General features: G+C 37.5%; 22 protein-coding genes. 18 read left to right on the top strand and 4 right to left on the bottom strand.

Annotated elements, in window-relative coordinates:
- The first annotated feature begins 13 nt into the window (after positions 1-13).
- Together QNH24_RS21675 and QNH24_RS21670 are read left to right on the top strand one after the other, a co-directional pair.
- Positions 14-1561, top strand: coding sequence for a fatty acid--CoA ligase family protein (locus QNH24_RS21675; RefSeq protein WP_283869496.1), 1548 nt, complete (start codon positions 14-16; stop codon positions 1559-1561).
- A gap of 272 nt (positions 1562-1833) precedes the next feature.
- Positions 1834-2478, top strand: a complete 645-nt coding sequence (locus QNH24_RS21670) for a VTT domain-containing protein (RefSeq protein WP_283872917.1) — start codon at positions 1834-1836, stop codon at positions 2476-2478.
- A 52-nt stretch (positions 2479-2530) separates the two neighbouring features.
- On the opposite strand, the gene QNH24_RS21665 is transcribed toward QNH24_RS21670, so the two are convergent.
- From QNH24_RS21665 to QNH24_RS21650, 4 genes are read right to left on the bottom strand one after another with little or no spacing between them, the layout of a single operon-like run.
- Positions 2531-3259 (bottom strand): hypothetical protein, encoded by a 729-nt coding sequence (locus tag QNH24_RS21665; RefSeq protein ID WP_283869495.1) that lies wholly within the window; start codon positions 3257-3259, stop codon positions 2531-2533.
- Positions 3256-3984, bottom strand: coding sequence for a hypothetical protein (locus tag QNH24_RS21660; protein ID WP_283869494.1), 729 nt, complete (start codon positions 3982-3984; stop codon positions 3256-3258). Before QNH24_RS21660 ends, QNH24_RS21665 begins: the two co-directional genes overlap by 4 nt.
- Positions 3968-4861, bottom strand: a complete 894-nt coding sequence (locus QNH24_RS21655; RefSeq protein ID WP_283869493.1) for an ATP-binding cassette domain-containing protein — start codon at positions 4859-4861, stop codon at positions 3968-3970. The genes QNH24_RS21660 and QNH24_RS21655 overlap by 17 nt, the downstream gene beginning before the upstream one ends.
- Positions 4858-5232, bottom strand: coding sequence for a GntR family transcriptional regulator (locus QNH24_RS21650; protein WP_283869492.1), 375 nt, complete (start codon positions 5230-5232; stop codon positions 4858-4860). Before QNH24_RS21650 ends, QNH24_RS21655 begins: the two co-directional genes overlap by 4 nt.
- A 223-nt stretch (positions 5233-5455) precedes the next feature.
- Between QNH24_RS21650 and QNH24_RS21645 the strand changes: the two genes are divergently transcribed.
- The 16 genes from QNH24_RS21645 (at position 5456) to trxB (ending at position 20353) form a co-directional block, all read left to right on the top strand.
- On the top strand, positions 5456-6685 hold the full coding sequence (locus QNH24_RS21645) for an EAL and HDOD domain-containing protein (protein ID WP_283869491.1): 1230 nt from the start codon (positions 5456-5458) through the stop codon (positions 6683-6685).
- Positions 6686-6890: 205 nt separating this feature from the next.
- Complete coding sequence (locus QNH24_RS21640; RefSeq protein WP_283869490.1) at positions 6891-7733, top strand: YitT family protein; 843 nt, start codon at positions 6891-6893, stop codon at positions 7731-7733.
- Between the two features lie 47 nt (positions 7734-7780).
- A complete protein-coding gene (gene cccB / locus QNH24_RS21635) occupies positions 7781-8101 on the top strand; it encodes a cytochrome c551 (RefSeq protein WP_283869489.1) in 321 nt (106 codons plus the stop codon).
- Between the two features lie 238 nt (positions 8102-8339).
- The gene (hprK, locus tag QNH24_RS21630) at positions 8340-9275 is read left to right on the top strand and encodes an HPr(Ser) kinase/phosphatase (protein WP_283869488.1); all 936 of its coding nucleotides are present in this window, start codon (positions 8340-8342) and stop codon (positions 9273-9275) included.
- Positions 9276-9334: 59 nt separating this feature from the next.
- Positions 9335-10156, top strand: a complete 822-nt coding sequence (gene lgt / locus QNH24_RS21625; protein ID WP_054772378.1) for a prolipoprotein diacylglyceryl transferase — start codon at positions 9335-9337, stop codon at positions 10154-10156.
- Positions 10157-10171: 15 nt separating this feature from the next.
- Entirely contained in the window at positions 10172-10810 is a 639-nt protein-coding gene (gene ppaX / locus QNH24_RS21620; RefSeq protein ID WP_283869487.1) for a pyrophosphatase PpaX, read from the top strand.
- Between the two features lie 4 nt (positions 10811-10814).
- On the top strand, positions 10815-11357 hold the full coding sequence (locus QNH24_RS21615; protein WP_283869486.1) for an acyltransferase: 543 nt from the start codon (positions 10815-10817) through the stop codon (positions 11355-11357).
- Between the two features lie 517 nt (positions 11358-11874).
- Positions 11875-13047 (top strand): ATP phosphoribosyltransferase regulatory subunit, encoded by a 1173-nt coding sequence (locus QNH24_RS21610; RefSeq protein ID WP_283869485.1) that lies wholly within the window; start codon positions 11875-11877, stop codon positions 13045-13047.
- Complete coding sequence (gene hisG / locus QNH24_RS21605) at positions 13040-13663, top strand: ATP phosphoribosyltransferase (protein WP_054770441.1); 624 nt, start codon at positions 13040-13042, stop codon at positions 13661-13663. Before QNH24_RS21610 ends, hisG begins: the two co-directional genes overlap by 8 nt.
- Before the next feature lie 36 nt (positions 13664-13699).
- A complete protein-coding gene (gene hisD / locus QNH24_RS21600) occupies positions 13700-14974 on the top strand; it encodes a histidinol dehydrogenase (RefSeq protein ID WP_283869484.1) in 1275 nt (424 codons plus the stop codon).
- Between the two features lie 4 nt (positions 14975-14978).
- Complete coding sequence (hisB, locus tag QNH24_RS21595) at positions 14979-15578, top strand: imidazoleglycerol-phosphate dehydratase HisB (RefSeq protein WP_283869483.1); 600 nt, start codon at positions 14979-14981, stop codon at positions 15576-15578.
- Positions 15575-16207, top strand: a complete 633-nt coding sequence (gene hisH / locus QNH24_RS21590; protein WP_283869482.1) for an imidazole glycerol phosphate synthase subunit HisH — start codon at positions 15575-15577, stop codon at positions 16205-16207. Before hisB ends, hisH begins: the two co-directional genes overlap by 4 nt.
- A complete protein-coding gene (gene hisF, locus QNH24_RS21585; RefSeq protein WP_283869481.1) occupies positions 16201-16962 on the top strand; it encodes an imidazole glycerol phosphate synthase subunit HisF in 762 nt (253 codons plus the stop codon). The genes hisH and hisF overlap by 7 nt, the downstream gene beginning before the upstream one ends.
- Entirely contained in the window at positions 16959-17576 is a 618-nt protein-coding gene (gene hisIE, locus QNH24_RS21580; protein ID WP_283869480.1) for a bifunctional phosphoribosyl-AMP cyclohydrolase/phosphoribosyl-ATP diphosphatase HisIE, read from the top strand. Before hisF ends, hisIE begins: the two co-directional genes overlap by 4 nt.
- A gap of 90 nt (positions 17577-17666) precedes the next feature.
- Positions 17667-19190: a tetratricopeptide repeat protein gene (locus QNH24_RS21575; protein ID WP_283869479.1), complete on the top strand. Its 1524-nt coding sequence runs from the start codon at positions 17667-17669 to the stop codon at positions 19188-19190.
- Positions 19191-19408: 218 nt separating this feature from the next.
- Positions 19409-20353 carry a thioredoxin-disulfide reductase gene (gene trxB / locus QNH24_RS21570; RefSeq protein WP_283869478.1) on the top strand — a complete coding sequence of 315 codons (945 nt, stop codon included), beginning with the start codon at positions 19409-19411 and terminating at the stop codon, positions 20351-20353.
- Positions 20354-20593: the final 240 nt, after the last annotated feature.

Here is a 20593-nt window from a genome sequence, read left to right as displayed (position 1 = left end):
GGGGATGGTGTAATTGAATTTAGTTTCGAGTGTTCATCAACAAGCAGTGCAACAGCCAGATAAAATTGCGTATCATTTTATGGGGAAAGATACAACATATGGCGAGTTCGAGTTAACAGTTGGACGTTTTGCAAAGGGGTTACAAGAATTAGGAGTAGAAAAGGGGGACCATGTAGCATTTTTATTAGGCAACACACCGCATTATTTAATTGCCTTGTATGCGACGATGCGCTTAGGTGCTACTGCAATACCAATCAACCCAATTTATACACCGGATGAAATATCTTATATTTTGCATAATGGCGATGTTAAGGCTGTTATTGCACTTGATGCCCTTCTACCTCTAGTAGAAAAGGGTGTACAAGCTTTTCCACAAGTTACATCATTTATTATTTGTGAAACGACAGCAGATACTGCAGAAAAAATTGCAGCCTTGTCACAAGAGGCAAAAGTAAAAACACATTTATTTACACAGGTGATTGCTAACGTATCAGACTCTTTACAGCCTGTAGAAGTGGCCGATGATGATAATGCCATTATTCTCTATACTTCTGGAACAACAGGAACTCCAAAGGGAGCCATGCTGACACATGAAAATATTTATTCTAATGCACGAGATGTTGCCCATTATTTAGGCTATAAAGCAGATGATCGTATTATTGCAACTTTGCCAGTTTTCCATGTATTTGCGTTAACAGTTGTTGCGAATGCACCATTATTGAGTGGAGCTACGGTATTACTTGCACCACGCTTTAGTCCAACCGAGATTTTCGCCTTAGCAAGAGAGCAAAAAGCAACTGTATTTGCTGGTGTACCTACAATGTATAATTTTTTATATCAACTACCTGAAGGCAATCCAGAAGATTTCTCGACAATCCGCTTAGCAATATCAGGAGGCGCTTCATTACCTGTGGCACTATTACATAATTTCGAGAAGAAATTTAATGTACGTGTTTCGGAGGGCTATGGCTTGTCAGAGGCTTCACCAGTAACTTGCTTTAATCCATTGGACCGCGATCGTAAAGCAGGTTCAATTGGGACATCCATCTGCAATGTTGAAAATAAAGTTGTAGACGTAAACGGGCAAGAGGTACCTGTCGGTGAAGTAGGAGAGTTAATTGTTAGAGGGCCTAACGTTATGAAGGGATATTATAAACTGCCTGAAGAAACAGCGATGGCTATACGTGATGGCTGGTTATATACGGGTGACTTAGCGAAGGTTGATGAAGAGGGGTATTTCTATATCGTTGATCGTAAAAAAGATATGATTATTGTAGGGGGATTCAATGTCTATCCAAGAGAGGTAGAGGAAGTACTCTTTGCTCATAACAATATTGTTGAAGCGGCAGTTATAGGCTATCCTGATCCTAATTTAGGGGAGGCTGTTCATGCATATGTTGTCTTAAAGGAAGTAGCAGCAACCTCCACAGATGATCTACTTGCATATTGTACAAAACATATGGTGAAATATAAGGTTCCTAAAGTCATAGAAATTATGGATGAACTACCGAAGAATACAACCGGAAAGATATTACGTCGCTCTTTAAAGGAAAAAGTATAAAATGAAGTAGCTACTATTGAAAAATGGTAGCGCTTTTTTTATTGTATAATGCTAATTTGTAAAAAGAAATTGCTCTTTCAGGAAATAAGTTGAGCGTAGCTATCAGGAAGTGATAAAATCAAACTTGTGATAACTGTTACATACTTTATCAAGGCTTGTCATATAGTGAGAAAGTAGTCTATAGCAGGCTGCTACAATAATGGAACCCTTTGGTGCAACTTTGCGTCAAAGCATTTAGAAAATTAAATTGAAAGAGAGCATTCGGAAAAATGATAGAACTCATCAAGGAGTTAATTAGCTTTATTATGCATATCGATGTGCATTTAGAGGAAATCATTCGCGATTTTGGTCATTGGAGTTATCTTATTTTATTTGCCATTGTTTTTGTTGAAACAGGTGTTGTCATTTTCCCGTTCTTGCCAGGTGATTCATTGCTCTTTGCAAGTGGTACATTAGCTGCAGCAATGGGCGCATTTGATATGTGGATATTAATTCCTGTATTTTTAGTAGCTGCAATTTTAGGAGATACGATGAATTATCATATTGGTCATAAAGTAGGAACATCCATTCCACCAAAGAGCTTCCTAGGCAGGGTTATAAAAAAGGAACGTATGGAAGCCGCAGAAAAATTCTTTAATACACATGGTGGAAAAACAATTGTCATTGCACGCTTTATGCCCTTCATCCGAACATTCATACCATTTGTTGCAGGTGCAAGTAAAATGAAATATAGCTACTTCATTATGTACAATGTTGTAGGTGCAATTTTATGGGTATTTAGCTGTACATTATTAGGATTTTACTTTGGTAATATTCCAATTATTAAAGATAACTTCTCAACAGTGCTAATTTTAATTATCCTTATATCCGTAATACCAGCCGTAATCGGAGCTATTAAATCAAAAAGTGCAAAATAACAAGGACAGTCCAAAGGTGATAAAAAATCGCATGGACTGTCCTTCTTTTAGTCTATCTTAAATATTGTATAACCCCCTGAGAATCCTCAATTTCTGTTCCACTAGGTGTCTCAATGACAATAAAGTTGGAAGAAAGATAGAAGATGGTAGACGGATAGTCGTCATCAAAATCTTCCTCTCGATTGAAATCTAAAATACCTATGGATGCTTTTATACGATGATAATTAACTTCGTGCCTCGATAAAGCTTCAATCCAAAGCTGATTCTGTGACATATAAACATTTGGTAATGGGATTTTATCTGAAATATCAATGCCTTCAATAATAGCCGGGAATTGATAATAGGAAACAAGGGCTTTTCCTGCTGGAATACTATCATTATAAAGGTGACGAATATTAAGGCTTGAGTCTTCATTTCCGTTATTTATTGTTACTGGCAATGTACCACCTAGAAAATCAAATTCCCATGTTTTCTTTTTATAGTTGTCTGTTAAAAAAGAAGAGTTATATTCCTGATCATATTTTTGGATAGACTCAATGTTCTTTTCAATTTTCTTTAATTCTGACTTCGATAATACCTGTATGGATGAATTTGCAAAAAGGCTAAGATATAGTAGTGCAAATAATCCAACTCCGATATATACTGTAATCCCGACAGATAGACGTTTAAGAGTCCAGAAGTTTTTGGTTTTGTTACTTATCTTTCTTACTACAAAAAAGGCCAAGGTAAGCAATAATATTGTAATCAATAATGAGAGTAAGAGTATCGTAGCGTTTGTCATTTGCGGGACACCTCCGATTTATCGGCAATCCAAATACAGAGAGTAAAGCACAATATAGATAAAATTATATAAAATCCGCTAAGCATGAGATCTGGCAATTGTATGAATGGTTGAAGATTCACAGACTCGGGAAAAATAATCGTTGAAATAATGCCAAGTGCTAATAATACTATCGATGCTATTTTTATGATACTTGGGCCTTGGAAGCAGTAACCAAATAGTAAACCAATTGCGCTGAACAAACAAATGCTACAGATGCACAAAATAAAAATTGATGGTGAAATAAGAAGTTTATCAATTATGAGTGTATCTTTTTCCATTAACATCAAACCTAATATTTGTATATAGTAACTAGCTAACATAATTAAGACAGCAATAAAGCTATAAAGAATAAGTACAAGTATATTTGCGATTGCACTTGAAGTTCGACTTGAAATAATAGATAAATCATCCATGCGATATGCTTTTGTAGTAAAGAGAATGGCTGTTATAAAAGCCCAAAATACAGTAATGATAAGAAACGTATCAAGCGAATAAATGGAGAACTGTACATTTAAATTCCCGCGTCCATGACCACTTGAACCACTCCCAGAGCTAAAAAGCAATGCGCCAAAAATAATTTGTAAAATTATAAGAGAGCTAAGGGCTGAACTATATAATTTGGCTTTCCATTTCACTTGCTTTTTGATGATCGTTTTAAATGACATATTAGTCAAAGATTGCATCGATATCACTTCCTTTATGATTGGTTAAATACCTGCAAATCTCACTTGCAGTAAGGACTGATTTTGTAATACCTTTTGTGCGAAGCATTTCCTCCGTGATGAAAAGTTTACTTGCATCCACAATTGCTGTGCACACTCCAGCTACAATCTGTTGGGCGTAAACGTTAGTTTCAGATAGCAAGGATTTCATCCTATCACTTGGTCCGCTTAAGGCAATTAATTGTTCCTTCAGTTCATCTACGGAGGCATGTGTAACGACAGTACCCTCATCTATAAGCAGAATTTCCTCCAAAATGGACTCCATTTCTTGTAAGTGATGACTAGCAATTAAAATTGTCCGGGGGAAGGCTATGTATTCCTTTAGAATAGCTCTATAAAAATCTGTTCGAATAGCCTCGTCCATACCATTCATTGGCTCATCTAATATAGTTAATGCACAGCGGCTTACTAATCCGTAGACAAGATTAAAGGTAGCCATTTGTCCTTTAGATAATTGCTGATGTTTAGCAGAAAGATCAATGTTTGCATAATGTAGCAGTCGATATGCTAACTCATTTTGCCAATTTGGATAAAAATCAGCGCCCATTTTTAAGATTTCCTCTAGGGATAAGTAGTCTGAAAAGCTTAACCGATCATCAATTAAAATGGTGTTGGCAGCAGCTTGAATATTGTTAAAGGGATTCTCATTAAATACCTGACAGAAACCATTAGTCGGTTTTAGAAAGCCCGCTATAATCGTTAGCAATGTTGATTTACCAGCACCATTACGACCAATAACACCGATTATTTTTTCGCCATTTATTGTACAAGTAATTTCTTGGAGTGCATGAAGACGTCCAAATTTTTTAGATAGCTTTTCACATTGAATAACATTCATTTCAATTCCTCCTGTGTTTTTTGAATTAGTGTTAGCAACTCCTCATTAGAAACAAGTAAGCGTTGTGCCTCTAAGACAATCTCTTGAGCCATCTTTGTTAATATTTCATTGCGGCGTTTCAATAAAATTCGATCCTTTGCATCTGTTGCAACAAACATACCTAGCCCCCGTTTCTTATAAAGAAGTTGTTCCTCCAGTAAAATGGTCAGTCCTTTACCGGCCGTAGCAGGATTAATATTGAATAACTCAGCTAGCTGATACTGTGAATAAACCTTTTCGTCTGCTTGTAACCGATTGGCGATAATTTCATGTTGTAGCCATTCGGCAATTTGAATATAAATGGGTGTTGTACTGTCTAAATGAATATGCATGAAAACCCTCCCTTCATTTCAGAGTATTACAGTGCATTAGTGTTGTAATGTACTATAGTTTAAATCAAATTAAATGTCAAATGAGGAGGCATTTTTTTACAAGTAGTTAGAAGGTTTTGTGTAACTGGAGAACATTTTTAAATGTATGATGAATGATAAGCAAATGGTCATGAAAAAATGTTATAATATTCATTACAAATAATGGAGAAATGGGGGCGACAATATGGAAGTATTTATTGGCAGACAACCAATTTTTAATCTTCATGAACAAGTTGTTGCATATGAATTGTTATATCGAAGCAAAAATGTGAATACTTTTCCGATGGTTGATTCAGATGCAGCAACAGTCGATGTATTAGTAAACTCATTTCTTTCAATTGGAATAGAAGAAGTTACAAACGGTAAGCCTTGCTTTGTCAATTTCACTGAAAATCTGCTAATGAGCTCAATCAATGAATACCTGAATCCATCTCAAGTGGTCATTGAAATTTTAGAAGATGTCCCTTTGACACCGAAGTTAGTTGAGCGGGTTATTAAGCTTAAATCATATGGATTTAAAATTGCTTTAGATGATTTTATACTGGATGAGCATGTACAAATTTATGACGAATTATTTGTTCATATAGACTTTATAAAGGTGGATTTTCTATTGTCCCCTTTACTTGAACGTATGGAAATTGAGAATAAAGTAAAGGAAAAATTCCCTCATATTAAATTGCTTGCTGAGAAGGTTGAGACACGTAATCAATTTGAAGTAGCGAAGCATTCTGGCTATGAGTTATTTCAGGGTTATTTTTTTGAACAGCCTCAAATTTTAAAAGCAACCGATATACCAGTGAATACGATTCAATATTTTTATATTATTTCGCTGCTAAAAGAAGAGGAACCTAATATCCAGTTATTATCTGAAAATATTGAACGTGATATCTCGTTAACCTATAAGTTATTGCAAATGGTTAATAATTCTTCTAGACGTTCTAAATCGAAGGTACGCTCTATTAAACAGGCGATTTTAATCCTTGGAATAGCCGATTTACGCAAATGGATTTACTTATTAGCCATGCGGGAAATAGATATGAATACTGATTCGGATCTTTTTAAGGAAGTGATGAGAACATCATTATTTAGAGCAAAAGCATGCGAAAAATTAGCGAAGCTCTCCTATAAACAAAATTTTTCAGAGTATTTTTTTGTGGGCATGTTTTCATTGATTGATACTTTATTGCAAAGACCATTACATATTATTTTACAGCAACTTCCATTCTCAGAAGATATAAAAGCTACTATTTTAGGGTATCAAACAGAGATGACACCATATCTAGAATTTAGTATTGCACTAGGGAAACTGGACTGGGATAGCTTAGAAGAGCTAGCTCCAAAAATCAATATAGATTTGACAAGTATTGATCTTTTATACCATGAGGCAATCGAATGGGCTGAAAAATCATTATAATCAAAGCAGAAATAAGTATCCTTTAAATGCTCGTTCAGGTACTTATTTTTTGTTTTTTATCGGATAATTTGTTATATATGGATTGATGAAAGTAAATAATATGCTTGCTTATTTCCTTCATCATGATGAAGTTCTCAACGTCAAAACTATTTGCTATAATCATCACGTCTTAAAAAATTCTGATAGTTGAAGTGGGCGTGGGGAAATGAGACATGATGTTAGGGAAAGCATTGTGGAGTATGTGTATGTAATTATCGGAGCGGCAGTGATTGCTATTGGTTTTAATGTCTTTTTATTACCAAATCAAGTCGCTTCAGGTGGGGTAAGTGGAATAAGTACAATATTGCATGGTCTATTCGGCTGGAATCCAGGAATTGTTCAATATTGCTTTAATATTCCACTATTTATTGCGGGTGTATTATTACTTGGCAAAAAATTCGGGGTAAAATCGTTTGTTGGCACAGTGACTTTACCGTTCATTGTATTATTAACAAATAGTTGGGAGCCTTGGACTGATAATCCTTTACTTGGTGCACTTTTCGGAGGAATTGTTGTCGGTTTAGGAATAGGACTTGTTTTTAAAGGGAATGCTTCTACTGGTGGCACTGATTTGCTAGCGCAAATTATTACAAAGTTTACCGGAATATCTCTTGGTACTAGTGTACTACTGATTGATGGGGTCATCGCTATTAGTGCAGCAATTGTTTTCGACTTAGAAAAAGGTTTGTATGCCCTAATTGGACTATTTGTGACAACAAAAACGATTGATATTATTCAGCTAGGCTTTAGCCAATCCAAAATGGTTTATATTATTACGATGAAACAAGATGAAGTACGTGATGCCATTTATGCTGAAATTGATCGTGGTGTGACACAATTACCTGCAATTGGTGGTTATACGGGTGAAGCGCGACCAGTACTGATGGTTGTTGTCTACCAAACAGAATTCACAAAGCTGAAACAACTCATTAAAACCGTTGATCCATCAGCGTTTGTTATCGTTTCCGATGCCTATGAGGTATTAGGAGAAGGTTTCAAACGTGCATAATTTTGGTATAATACCGTGGAAGTTATTTATTTTGAGGAGGGGTACTAATGAAAAAGGTAATGTTAACATTAGTGTTCGGTTCAGCAATTTTTTTAGCCGCTTGTGGCGGTGGTAAGACGACTGATGAAGGTACAAAAACGAGTACCACACCAGATGGTGAAGCGATCGCTATGAAATCCTGTATCACATGTCATGGAGGCGAATTGCAGGGTCAGAATAATGCACCAGCTATCAAAGATGTAGGTGCTCGTTTATCTGAAACTGAAATTTTAGATGTTATCGAAAATGGTAAAGGTTCTATGCCTCCAGGTATTGTTAAAGGTGAAGATGCAAAAGCTGTGGCTAAATGGTTAGCTACTCAAAAATAAGATAGTACAAACTAGCGGACAGGAGAACCGCTAGTTTTTTTATGCTTTGTAGAGAGTAATTCTCTTCCTTTAGCAAGCGAGAGTAAATACATTTCTTTTATACATAGTCATGCTAAAATAAAGTAATACTGCAATCAGAGAGACTGATTGTTAGTGAAATATGAGCAAATACGGTCAGTTGTAGAGACCGTTAACGGAACAAACAATATTCAATTCCATTGAATGGAGGCTTCTAACATTGGTCGTAGTATTAACAAGAGACGTAATGGAGAAATTTAAGTTAGACCTATTAGCTGGTGAGGAAGGAATTGGAAGGACGATTGTCACTAGTGATATATCTCGACCAGGGCTAGAGATGGCAGGATATTTTACCCATTATCCTGCAAATCGAGTACAATTGCTTGGAAAAACAGAGCTGTCCTTTTTTGAAATGTTACCTGCAGATGTTAAGCTTGAGCGTATGCGTTTACTGTGTTCACAAGATACTCCAGCTATTATTATTTCTCGTGACCTAGAGGTACCAGAGGAGCTTTTACAGGCTTCTAATGAAAAGCATGTGCCTGTCTTTAAAACACATATGACAACAACGAAATTTTCTAGTAGGCTAACCAACTATTTAGAGGGACGCTTGGCACCAATGACAGCAGCACATGGCGTGTTAGTAGATGTTTATGGTATTGGTGTGTTAATTATCGGCAAAAGTGGCGTAGGAAAAAGCGAAACTGCTCTTGAGCTTGTCAAGAAAGGCCATCGATTAGTAGCTGACGATTGTGTGGAAATTCGCCAGGAATCAGAGAATTTTTTAATTGGTAGCCCGCCTCCGCTTTTAGAACATTTACTTGAAATACGAGGCATTGGTATTATTGATATTATGACGCTTTTTGGAGCAAGTGCTGTAAGACCCTACAAGCGTATTACCTTAATTATAGAACTGGAGATTTGGGATCCTGAAAAGGTTTATGATCGTTTGGGTCTAGAGGAAGAGAAAATGAAAATTATTGATACAGAGTTAACTAAATTAACAATTCCTGTAAGACCTGGGCGTAATGTATCTGTTATTATTGAAGTTGCAGCGATGAATTATCGCTTGAAAAAAATGGGTGTTAATGCAGCAGAGGAGTTTTCAAGACGTTTGGATGAGGTGATCTCTTCCGCTGATGAGTTAGATGATTAATTGTTCATAATTAGGATAAAATGACCTATAAAGTGAATAGAAATTGAGAGGAGCATTTGATGGATTTATTACTATTGCAAATTAACCCAATTGCTTTTCATTTGGGACCAATTCCCGTTCGTTGGTACGGGTTGTTAATTGTATCTGGTATTATTTTAGCTTATGTTGTAGGTCAAAGAGAGGCTGTTAAACGAGGCTTACCAGAGGATTTTCTTGCCGATTTATTGCTATGGGCAGTTCCTATTTCGATAATATGTGCACGTATTTATTATGTTTCAATGCGTTGGGATTATTATAGTGAAAATCCAGGGAAGATTATTGAAATTTGGAATGGTGGTATTGCTATACATGGTGCACTAATTGGGGCATTTATAACAGCGTACATATTCACACGTAAGAAAAATATTAGTTTTTTACGTGTAGCGGATATAGCGGCACCAAGTATTTTGATAGGACAAATCATTGGTCGATGGGGAAATTTTATGAACCAAGAGGCTTATGGTGGTCCAGTATCTAAAGAGTTTTTAGAAAATCTGATGTTACCAGATTGGATTATTAACCAAATGTATATTGAGGAATTAGGAACCTATGTGCATCCTACCTTTTTATATGAATCTGTATGGAATTTCATCGGATTACTTATTTTACTGTTTTTACGTAAAGTGAATTTAAATCGAGGAGAAATTTTCTTCAGTTATTTAATTTGGTATTCAATTGGTCGCTTCTATATAGAAGGTTTGCGTACGGATAGCTTGTATTTAGTTGGTGACTTACGCTCAGCGCAGGTTGTCTCCATCATTGGTGTAATAGTAGGTCTTGGTGCTATTATTTACAGACGCCTAACAGTAAAACCAGCAGTGAAATATTTGGATAATAAATAAGGGGTGCAGAACGTTATGATAAAGGCATTATTATTCGATTTTGATGGTACATTACTAAATACAAATAATTTAATCATCGAAACATTTATGCACGTATTAAATGAGCGATTTCCTGGGCAATATTCGCCAAAAGATTGTCTAAAATTCCTTGGGCCATCCTTAAAACAGACAATGAGTGACATTGCTCCTGGAGAAGAGGATGCAATGATTGCTAAATATCGCGAATATAATGAATTACATCACGATGAGCTTGTCACACAATATCCTGATGTTGTCTCAACTTTAGAACAATTAAAAGCTATAGGAATCAAATTAGCGATTGTGTCTACGAAGCGAAATGGGATGATTGATCGTGGTCTATCAGTACTAGGTGCAAACCATCTATTTGATGTCTGTATAGGCACGGACGATGTGAAAAATGTAAAGCCTGATCCAGAGCCAGTTTTGCTTGCCCTTGAACGCCTTGGTGTAAACAAGGAAGAGGCTATTATGATTGGCGACAATTCTCACGATATTGAAGCTGGACATAATGCGGGAATTAAAGCAGCTGGTGTCGCATGGGCATTTAAAGGTCCGGAATATTTAATGCAATTCAAGCCAGAATATATGTTACATCATATGACAGATTTATTAGATATTGTGAAAGCGGGGTAAGTAAATGGCACGTAAAACAGAACGCTACCGTGTCGAAGGAGCAAACTCCCTGTGGAATATTTATAATACGGTGTCCTTTTGGAAGGTGATGAAGTGCTTCATTGTCATTCAAATTGGTCGCTTCACACCATTTTTACGTGTAAAAAACTGGCTATATCGAACATTTTTAAAAATGAGAATTGGCGAGCAAACCTCATTAGCCCTAATGGTTATGCCTGATACCATGTTTCCAGAACGCATACACATTGGCAATAATACTGTAATTGGTTTTAATACAACGATTTTAGCACATGAATATTTAATAGAGGAATATCGTCTAGGAGACGTGAAGATTGGTAATGAGGTAATGGTTGGTGCCAATTCAACAATACTACCTGGTGTTACAATAGGTGACGGTGCAATTGTCTCAGCTGCCACACTTGTACATAAAGATGTGCCAGCTGGCTGTTTAGCTGGTGGTAATCCAATGCAAATTATTTATACTGCTGAGCAAATGGCAGAACGTAAACGCAACGAAGTGGTAGAGTGGTGTACGCCGAAAAAATGACCTATAAGGTTGAACAATGAAAAAACTGTTCCAAAAACAATGGTACCTTTGTTTCTGGAACAGTTTTATTTTTATGTTGGGAATTTGCTACTACATATTCAGGCATAAATTCATAATAATTTGGACTCTACAAAAGTTGATTTAATCAGTGTGCCATCAATGAAATCCGTTGTGTGTAATGCTATTTTGTCTCCAAATAAAACCCTCCTTTACAAATACCTACGATTATTTGCTCACTCAGTTGGACGTATGGACATGCTGTGGTAAAAACTCACAATATTAACACACTCACTTTCATTCTCAGTGGCGACTAAATCTCTATTCATAAATTAAAATTTGGAGATATTTTGAATTTCATTATTTTCCATTAGTAAATGTGTATAATTAACAGAATAATCAGTGTTGAAATTGTTAGAGAATTCAAGTTGACTGAATGGGGGAAATAAGTTAGAATTCTTTCATAATCTAATTCTCTAATACTCTAGTGAATTAAAGTGAAACATAAGGAAGTGTCTACATGTCTTCAATTAAAATGTTTGAGAAACCACTTGGAATGCGCGATACATTTCCACAAATATACGAAAAGGTAGAGGCTGTAAGAAATACTGGACGAGACTTTTTATGCAGCAGAGGTTATGAATTTATTATGACACCTGCCGTAGAGTATTTTGATACAGTTGGAAAAGCCTCTGCGATTGCCGATGCCCATTTATTTAAGCTCGTAGATAGTCAGGGAAACACATTAGTACTACGACCAGATATGACAACACCAATTGCTCGGGTTGCCACATCTAAATTATTAAAAGAGATGATACCAATACGTCTTGCTTATTTTGCAAGTGTCTTTCGTGCACAAGAAACTGAAGGTGGGCGTCCTGCAGAATTTGATCAGATGGGAATCGAGCTAATTGGAGACAATTCTGTGTTTGCTGACGCTGAAGTGATTGTGACGGCAATGGAGCTATTACAGCAATATGGATTATCTCAATTTAAAGTTACTATCGGTCATGCGGGCATCTTAAATTGCATTTTACAAGATTATACGGAAAGCGTGGAACAGCAAGACATACTCCGAACACTTCTTGTGCAACGAAACTATGTTGGGTTTGAAGAAGCGGTAGAATCTTTTAATTTACCTAAAGCGAAAACAGATGCATTACTACAATTTATTGAGGAAGCAATGAATTTAAAAGAAATCAAAGATATTGAAAAATATGTGCGAAAAAATGACGCATTAGAATATATGCAACAGCTTGCTAAACTACTTGAAATTGCAAATTTAGAGGATTATGTAGCCTTTGATTTCACACTCTCTAGTCATATGAGCTACTACACAGGCATGCTATTTGAAGTGTTTGCATTAGGAAGTGGATTCCCATTAGGTAACGGTGGTCGTTATGACGGATTACTTGAGGTGTTTGGCTCAAAAGTAGGTGCTACTGGGTTTAGTATTCGCGTTGATCGCCTCTTAGAAACACTTAATGGACTCGCAAAAGAGCGTGAAGAGGCAGTGGTTGTGCTTTTTGAGGAAGAGCAATTCGAGGAGGCACTAGCAAAGGTACAGGTTTTACGAGCGGCAGGTAAACAGGCTACCTTGCAATTAAGAAGTAGCTTAGTCGATGAAAAAGCATTTTTAGCTTATTTTTCAGAGGTAGTTGTTGTTGGACAGGAGGAAGTTGGCGGTGAATGAATTAACGATTGCTATGCCAAAAGGGCGCATTTTTGAAGAGGCATATCAAATGCTTTTAGAGGCTGGCTTTAATTTACCTGAAGAAGTAGAAATGTCCCGTAAATTAATGATAGAAATTCCTGAGGAGAAAATTCGTTTTATTTTAGCTAAACCAATGGATGTGCCTGTTTATGTAGAACACGGCGTTGCAGATATTGGGATAGCAGGGAAGGATGTTTTATTAGAACAGCAACGAGAAGTGCATGAATTGCTGGATCTCAAAATTAGTACATGCTACATCGCTTCAGCAGGATTGCCTAATACAGTGATGAATGAAATAGCACCAAGAATAGCCACGAAATACCCAAATATTGCTATGAAATATTATAAGGGCATTGGGGAGCAGGTAGAAATTATTGAGCTTAATGGATCGATTGAATTGGCACCTATGATTGGCTTAGCAGATCGTATTGTCGATATTGTTTCAACTGGCCGAACGCTTAAAGAAAATGGTCTTGTGGAATATGAATTTATTACAGACGTATCATCACGGTTAATTGCTAATCCAGTAAGCTATCGTATGAAGGGAGATCGTATTATCGATCTAGTGAGACGCTTAAAGAAATGTGTTAACTAAAAAATAGAAACATGAAGATAAAAGGGGAGTAATCCTATGAAAATAACAAAGCTAACAAAGGGTATTTCTTTAAAGCGCCAGCTTGAAAGTGGTAATGAAGAACAATTAAAGGTAGTACGACAAGTATTGGCAGATGTGCGAGCACAGGGCGACACGGCTATACGTTTTTATACAGAGAAATGGGATGGCTTTGCACCTGAAAATTTACGTGTCACACAGGAAGAAATAGAAGAAGGCGCAAATGCGATAGATCAACAGCTTTATGCTGATTTAACAGAAGCTGCTCAAAATATTCGACTTTATCATGAGCAGCAAAAGCGATCAGGTTATCGCTTAGAGCTAGCAAATGGGTCATGGCTAGGGCAACGAATTACAGCGCTCGATGCAGTGGGCCTGTATGTTCCAGGGGGTATAGCGGCTTACCCATCGTCAGTTTTGATGAATGTTATTCCTGCACAAGTTGCTGGTGTGAAACGCATTGTTATATCTTCACCAGCAGGTCGAGATGGAAAATTACCTCCAGGTGTACTTGCTGCTGCGAGAATTTTAGGTGTAGAGGAAATATATAAAGTTGGTGGAGCTCAAGCCATTGCAGGACTTGCATATGGTACAGAAACCATTTCGCCAGTGGATAAAATTACTGGCCCCGGAAATATTTTTGTAGCACTAGCAAAACGTGAAGTATTTGGTGAAGTATCAATTGATATGATTGCGGGACCAAGTGAAATTGCGGTGCTAGCAGACGATACTGCATTTGCGGATGAGGTTGCAGCGGATCTTTTATCGCAGGCGGAGCATGATCAGTTGGCATGTGCCATTTTAGTGACGACTTCTGAGCAGTTGGCAAAAAAAGTAGCTGATGAAGTGGAGAAGCAATTAACCACTTTACCACGTCAGGAGATAGCGCGTGCATCTATTGAAAACTTTGGAGCGATTTATGTTGCTGAGAAAATGGCAGATGCAATTGAAGCCGTTAATTCACTAGCACCTGAGCATTTAGAAATTGTAACGAAAAATGCTGAGGCTGTGGCTGAACAGATTCGTCATGCGGGTGGTATTTTCATCGGTCGTTATAGCTCTGAACCAGTTGGTGATTACTTTGCTGGGACAAACCATATACTGCCGACAAATAGTACTGCTCGCTTTGCAAGTGGCTTAAACGTCGATGATTTTGTGAAAAAATCAAGTATTGTTTTTTATAGCGAAAAAACTTGGGCAGAAAATGCACCAAAAATTGCACGGCTTGCACGCATGGAAGGCTTAGAGGGGCATGCACGTGCAGTAGAATCACGTGGATGGGAAAAGGAGTAGGACAATGACAGAAATAAAACGCTTTGCGAAAGTAGAACGAACAACCAATGAAACGCAAATCTCAGTAGCTATTGATTTAGATGGGGAAGGGAAGGCTGATATTAAAACTGGCGTTGGCTTTATGGATCATATGCTGGATTTATTTATCAAGCATGGACTTTTTGATGGAACAATTCAAGCGAATGGTGATACTTACATTGACGATCATCATACTACAGAGGACCTTGGAATCGTACTAGGACAAGCGATTCGTGAAGCACTTGGTGATAAAAAAGGCATTAAACGCTATGGCACAGCATTTGTACCAATGGATGATGCGTTAGCACAGGTTGTTGTAGATTGCTCTAATCGTCCACATTTAGAATACCGCGTACCGCAATTAAAAGAAAAAGTGGGTAGCTTTGATACAGAATTAGTTCATGAGTTTTTATGGAAATTTGCTCTAGAAGCAAGAATGAATGTTCACGTCATTGTACCATATGGACAGAATACACATCATATTATAGAGGCAATTTTTAAGGCGTTAGCACGCGCGATTGATGCAGCAGTGGAAATTGATCCACGTGTTAAAGGTGTGCCATCAACTAAGGGGCTGTTAACGTGAAAATAGGTGTGATCGATTATGGTATGGGTAATTTATTTAGTGTAGAGCAAGCATTAGTACGACTTGGCTGTGAGGTGGTTGTTACGGCTGATGAAAAAGCATTGGATAAAGCAGATGCCCTTTTATTACCAGGTGTTGGAGCATTTCCAGATGCTATGAAACGACTTGCTGAGACAAAATTAGATGGCTATTTACAAAGGGTAAAAGCAGACAATCGTCCACTGCTGGGTATTTGCTTAGGCATGCAGTTGCTATTTGAGGAAAGTGAAGAGGTGACAGCGACAAAAGGCTTAGGATTTTTCAAAGGTAGCATCAAACGTTTTGCTGGTGTGAATGATGGTCAGGCATATCGAGTACCACATATGGGCTGGAACGAGCTAATCATGACTAATCGTCCAACTTGGCTAACAGCGTTGCCACCAGCGAAGCATGTGTATTTTGTTCACTCCTTTTATGCAACAGATATAAATGAAACAGAGCTTGTCGCCTATGCAGATTATCATGGGATATGGGTTCCGGGTATTGTTGCTACTGGCTCAGTAACGGGAATGCAGTTTCATCCAGAAAAATCAGGTGAGCTAGGTGTGTTTTTATTACAGCAATGGTTGAAGGGGGTGGCTTCATGCTAACAAAGCGTATTATTCCATGTCTGGATGTGAAAGAGGGGCGAGTTGTAAAGGGAGTGCAATTTGTGTCTTTACGAGATGCGGGCGACCCAGTAGAGCTAGCCAAGTTTTATGATGAACAGGGGGCAGATGAGCTTGTTTTTCTTGATATCTCTGCCTCACATGAAGGACGTGAAACAATGGTGGATGTCGTGCGACAAACCGCAGCGACACTTGCTATTCCATTTACAGTAGGTGGTGGAATTCGCACATTGGACGATATGAAACGCATTTTACGTGCAGGCGCTGATAAGGTATCAGTCAATACTTCTGCTTTAGAGCGACCTGAGCTTATTAAAGAAGGATCTGACTTTTTTGGTGCCCAATGTATTGTTGTTGCTATTGATGCGCGCTATAGTGATGAAGACGGCACATGGATGGTTTATACGCATGGTGGTCGCAACAAAACTAGTTGGCAAGCAACAGAGTGGGCAAGGGAAGCGGTTCGCTTGGGCGCTGGAGAAATTTTATTAACGAGCATGAATCAGGACGGTGAAAAATCAGGTTTTGATTTAGCCTTAACTAAGGCAGTGAGAGAGGCTGTGACAGTTCCTGTTATTGCTAGTGGTGGTGCAGGGAATGCCGAGCATTTTTACGAAGTATTAGCGGATGATGTTGATGCAGATGCAGCTCTTGCCGCATCGATCTTTCATTACAAAGAAACGAGCGTAGCGCAAGTAAAAGAATACTTACGTGAAAAAGGAGTGGCGGTAAGATGATAGACAGCATTAAATTTGATGATAAAGGACTTGTCACTGCAGTTGTGCAAGATGCCAATACAAAAGAAGTATTAACTGTAGCCTATATGAATAAAGAATCGCTGAAAAAAACACTTGAATCAGGTGAAACATGGTTCTACTCACGTTCACGTCAGGAGCTTTGGCACAAGGGGGCAACTAGTGGTCATACACAAAAAGTAGTGTCCATGAAAGCTGACTGTGATGGAGATGCGTTAGTTGTAGAGGTACTCCCTGCTGGTCCAGCCTGTCATAATGGCACAACGTCCTGCTTTACAAAGCTTATTCAGCAAAATACGAAGGTTGGCTCTGTTGAGATTATTTCTAAGCTTGTTAACGTTATTGCAAAACGTGAACAAGAAATGCCAGAAGGCGCATATACTACATATTTATTCGATAAAGGAATCGATAAAATTTGTAAAAAGGTCGGGGAAGAGGCAACGGAAGTTGTTATTGGTGCAAAAAATCGAGATGCAGAAGAGGTTAAATGGGAAGCAGCCGATTTACTTTACCATTTATTAGTACTACTGCAAGAACAAAAAGTAAGCGTTTATGATGTTTTACATGTGTTAGAAAAACGTCACGAAGAGAAATAACAGCATATTGCTAATTGTATGGTATAATAAAGTTTACTGTGTAAAGGAACGTGAAAAACGTTCCTTATTTCTTGTTTCGGAGGAAATATTTTGGAAAAGAAACATCAAAAAGAAAATCTAACGAATGTCGTGTCGTTCATTCCAACAGGCGACTATTATTATAAAAAATCAATTCAAGCAATGAATAGTGGACAAATGAATAAAGCTTATAAATATTTACAGCGTGCGGTAGATCTAAGTCCAGATGATCCAATGATCTTATTGCAATTGGCAATCGTGGAGTTAGAGGGTCAACGTTTCGAGGAAGCGTATGATCTTCTTCGTCATGCCTATCAAATTGATCCAGAGAATCTAGAAATCATTTTTTATATGGCTGAGGTTTCAGGATGTGTTGGTATGATACAAGATGCTAAACGCTTTGCGGAGCAATATTTGCAAAAAGAGCCAGATGGTGCCTATGCAGATGAGGCGGCAGAAATATTAGAATTCGTTGCTTTTGAGCAGGATGATTTTGAGGAGCTAGATGGTACTGGCGAGGATTTATATCGACAGGAACAGGCGAGGCGTTGTATGGAAAAAGGGGACTTCCCCGAAGCTATTAATATTCTAGAAGAGTTAATTGAAGATCGACCAGATTTTTGGTCAGCTTATAATAATTTAGCACTTGCCTATTTTTATGTTGGTGAGGCAGAACAGGCAAAGGCACTTTTAAACACTGTCTTGCGTGAAAATAAGGGGAATTTACATGCGTTGTGTAATTTAACCGTTATTGCATATTATGAAAAAAATGAAGAAGAATTAAAGGACCTATTAAATGTACTTGTTAAAATCCAGCCTTACACTTGGGAACATCGCTACAAGCTAGGTGCAACATTAGCGTTAGTTGGGCAATATGATTTGGCCTTTAAATGGTTACGTAGTATGCAAAAACGTGGTTATATAGGGGATGCTGGCTTTTATTTTTGGTTATCCCATGCGGCATACTTCTCAGGACATAAGGAAATTTCTAAGAGTGCTTGGGAGCAACTATTAGAGCTAGATCCGGACAAAGAGGGCTTTGAACCTTGGCGTGAACAGGAAAATGTTTATGAGCTCGATGCATTAGAGCATGACCGTGATTATATTGTAGAAAAACTAGAGAGTAATTATACTAGTGAGCGTATTTTTGGTTTGTTTTTATTGAGCTGTACAGCGCATAAGCAAGAAATTATTGCACATCCCAAATGGATAGACGTTGAGCAATATGGTTCGTTTGAAAAGTTATTCTTAGCATATGCACTTGGTCATCACTTTGATATGAAAAACAAGGTTGAGGCTAGTTTTTTACGAGCAGTAAGTGTGCCAGAAATTTTATTAGAACAGTATGGTAAGCTTACGGCCCTCATTGCACCAATGTTTCAAATGTGGTTTGTTCTCTGTGAGCAGGCACTTAACAGCAATTATCGTTTTACAAATCCAGCAGCTATTGCAGGAGCGAATGATTTTTTATTTCGTTCATCTCGAATGCTCAAGGTTACAAAAAAAGAGATAGCTCAGCAATATGGGGTATCTGTGGCGACTTTATCAAAGTATATTGATGAAATTTTAAAGTTCTTACCAAACGGTCATAAGTAACCTCTGAGCAACATAGTTGAATAACTTTTTACTTTCACATACGATGAACTTACAATCGTTATTAATAGGTAAAACTTCAAACAATTAGAGTTGAACCAATCGAGCTTTCATGGGTAGTTGATTTCCTTCTTCCTTATTGCATCACTTAAATTGGAGAGTGGGAGTCTTACTTTACATGTAGGCGGGATAAAAAAGTATTTGTGTAGGGGGAAGATTTTATGTCGGAAGAAAAAATTTATGATGTTGTAATAATTGGTGCAGGTCCTGCAGGAATGACTGCTGCTGTATATACATCACGTGCGAACCTTTCAACTTTAATGATTGAACGTGGTATCCCTGGTGGACAAATGGCAAATACAGAAGAAGTAGAAAACTATCCAGGATTCGATACGATTTTAGGACCAGAGCTGTCTACAAAAATGTTTGAGCATGCTAAAAAGTTTGGTGCAGAATATGCTTACGGCGATGTTTCTGAAATTATCGATGGTGAAGAATATAAAACAATAAAGTCGGGTGCGAAAGAATATAAAACACGTGCCATTATTATTTCTACAGGGGCAGAATATAAAAAAATGGGCGTGCCTGGCGAAAAAGAATTAGGTGGCCGCGGTGTCAGCTATTGTGCAGTTTGTGATGGTGCATTCTTCAAGCAAAAAAATCTAGTAGTCGTAGGTGGCGGAGATTCAGCTGTCGAAGAAGGGGTATACTTAACTCGCTTCGCTGAGAAAGTAACAATTGTTCACCGCCGAGATAAATTGCGTGCACAAAAAATACTTCAAGATCGTGCCTTTGCAAATGAAAAAATTGATTTCATCTGGAATGCAACAGTGAAAGAAATAAATGAAGTTAACGGTAAAGTTGGTAGCGTAACATTACAATCTACTGTAGATGGAACAGAATCTGAATTTGTTGCTGATGGTGTATTTGTTTATATTGGAATGCTACCATTAACAAAGCCATTTGAATCTTTAGGTATTTTAAATGATGCAGGCTATATTTTAACAAATGATAACATGGAAACAACTGTACCAGGTATCTTTGCAGCTGGTGATGTACGCGAAAAATCACTTCGTCAAATTGTAACAGCTACAGGTGATGGAAGTATTGCCGCACAAGCAGTGCAGCATTATGTAGAAGAATTATTAGAGAAAATTAATGCTTAATGTAAATAAAAGTTCCAAGGAAAAAAATACAATTTTTAACACGGTTTTAATATTGTTGTAACTTGAATGACATATAAAAGGTGTAATATATATTATGTAATTAGCAATCCCCCTTTTATTTTATTTTGTTTAGTAGGTTGTTTCCGCCTAATATGGTGGGGCAACCTATTTTTGTTATGTAGGATATTAATAATAGTGAGCCAGCTATTTTAGATTCGTGGATGATGACAAATTCATGAT

This window comes from Lysinibacillus pakistanensis, assembly GCF_030123245.1.
GTDB classification, from domain to species: Bacteria; Bacillota; Bacilli; order Bacillales_A; family Planococcaceae; genus Lysinibacillus; species Lysinibacillus pakistanensis.
The sequence above is the reverse complement of the archived record's forward strand: the minus strand, read 5'-3'. Positions and strand labels throughout refer to the sequence as shown.